Source organism: Streptomyces sp. NPDC002573 (assembly GCF_042889625.1).
GTDB classification, from domain to species: domain Bacteria; phylum Actinomycetota; class Actinomycetes; order Streptomycetales; family Streptomycetaceae; genus Streptomyces; species Streptomyces gibsoniae.
This window is the reverse complement of record NZ_JBIARC010000257.1, coordinates 1-1,529: the sequence shown is the minus strand read 5'-3', so window position 1 is coordinate 1,529 and position 1,529 is coordinate 1. Positions and strand designations below refer to the sequence as shown.

Here is a 1,529-nt window from a genome sequence, read left to right as displayed (position 1 = left end):
AGACCCGCACCCTCTACGACGAGGCAACAGCGTGGTCACACCACGCAACCCTCACCACCGCCGCTTGACACCCCTACGCCATGGGATGTCTCACCTGGTGCGCGGACGCCGACATCCCCGAAGTGCGTACCCTCGCCACCACCGTGGACCGCTGGTGGAACGAGATCGCCGCGTTCATCGACACCGGACACAGCAACGCCAAAAGCGAGGGCATCAACCGCGTGATCAAGCTCGTCGCCCGAGCCGCCTTCGGGTTCCGCAACGCTACGAACCAGCGGCTACGCACACGCTGCGTCACCACCCGCCGAGCCCGCGGATACCTCCGCACCGCTCAACTTTGAAGACCCCCCTAACGACCGGGTTCTTACCGGATCTGACGCGCTCGGCCGCGCGTGCCGGCTCGTCGGTGTGCGCGGCCGAGTGGGCAACGGTGGTTACCTCGCGGGCCCCGAGGCGCAGGGCGGATAGCGTCCCGGCGGTCGCGTCTGCCCTGCGCCGCGTCGCCGGCTACGCGGCTGGGGTGAGTTCGGCGCGGCCGAACAGCAGCGCGTAGCCGGGGGGAAGCTGGCGCAGGATGCGGGTCAGCAGGTCGGGTCCGGCGTAGGCCGCGACGGCGGAGAAGACGGATCCGGTGTCCCAGCGGGTGGTGCCCAGCGAGGCGTCGGTGCGGGCGGCGAGGTCCTTGACGAAGGCCCAGCCGGTCAGCTCCTCGGTGTCGGGTATCTGGGCGGTGAGGACGCGCGCGGCCTCGAAGGGCAGGCGGGCGGCCAGTTCGACGCGTTCGTCGCCGGTCAGTTGGCGTCCCAGTCCCGAAAGGACGAGGCGGACGGCTTCCTCGGCCTTCTCGCGGGTTGGGTAGGCGCCGTCGTAGCGGACCTTCTCCAGCATCTGCTCGTACGCCCTCCCGTAGGGCTGCTGAAGCGGCGCGCTCTGGTCGGACATCATTGCGGTGGTTGCCTTTCTGTCACCAGGGTTGTGGTGGCCGGCGTGCGGCCGCCGGGGTGGGTGGTCAGGTGCGCTGAGGGTGGCCGAAGAGGAGGTCGTAGCCCGCGGGGAGCTGGAGCAGGATCTCCGTCAGGAGGTCGTCGCCGGCGGTGTCGGCGACGGTTGACAGGACGGCGCTGACGTCCCAGGCCGCGGTCTGTTCGGTGGCCCCTTCGATCCAGGCCGCGGTCGCCCGCATGAACCGCTCCGGGGGCAGCGGCTCGGCGCTCTGCAGCGGGTTGAGCAGGATCAGGGCGAAGTCTTCCGGCAGACGCGCCGCCAGCTGGGCACGTACCTGGCCGACCAGGTGCGCGCCCAGCAGGGCGAGCACCACGCGGGCCGCGCGTTCGGCCTCCTGCAGGGTCTCGTATTCGCCGCGTTCCTGCACGTGGTCGAGGAACGCTTCCCGTCGCACGGTCACGTCGGCTGCCCCCCTTTCCTCAGGTCCACGGGGCGCGGAGGACGGGCGAGGGGGAGAGATACCCGTCCTCCGCCTGTGTTCAGCCACTCATCGGGTCCGGTTCAGCTGGAGATCTCCTGGCGGC

At 70.4% G+C, this 1,529-nt stretch carries 3 protein-coding genes; 1 reads left to right on the top strand and 2 read right to left on the bottom strand.

Annotated elements, in window-relative coordinates:
- Nucleotides 1-80: 80 nt before the first annotated feature.
- On the top strand, nucleotides 81-341 hold the full coding sequence (locus tag ACFYX0_RS47775) for a transposase (protein ID WP_388982122.1): 261 nt from the start codon (nucleotides 81-83) through the stop codon (nucleotides 339-341).
- 166 nt (nucleotides 342-507) lie between these two features.
- Here the strand turns inward: ACFYX0_RS47775 and ACFYX0_RS47770 are convergent, their stop codons facing one another.
- On the bottom strand, nucleotides 508-945 hold the full coding sequence (locus ACFYX0_RS47770; protein ID WP_388982120.1) for a DUF2267 domain-containing protein: 438 nt from the start codon (nucleotides 943-945) through the stop codon (nucleotides 508-510).
- Between the two features lie 64 nt (nucleotides 946-1,009).
- The gene (locus ACFYX0_RS47765) at nucleotides 1,010-1,405 is read right to left on the bottom strand and encodes a DUF2267 domain-containing protein (protein WP_388982117.1); all 396 of its coding nucleotides are present in this window, start codon (nucleotides 1,403-1,405) and stop codon (nucleotides 1,010-1,012) included.
- Nucleotides 1,406-1,529 lie beyond the last annotated feature (124 nt).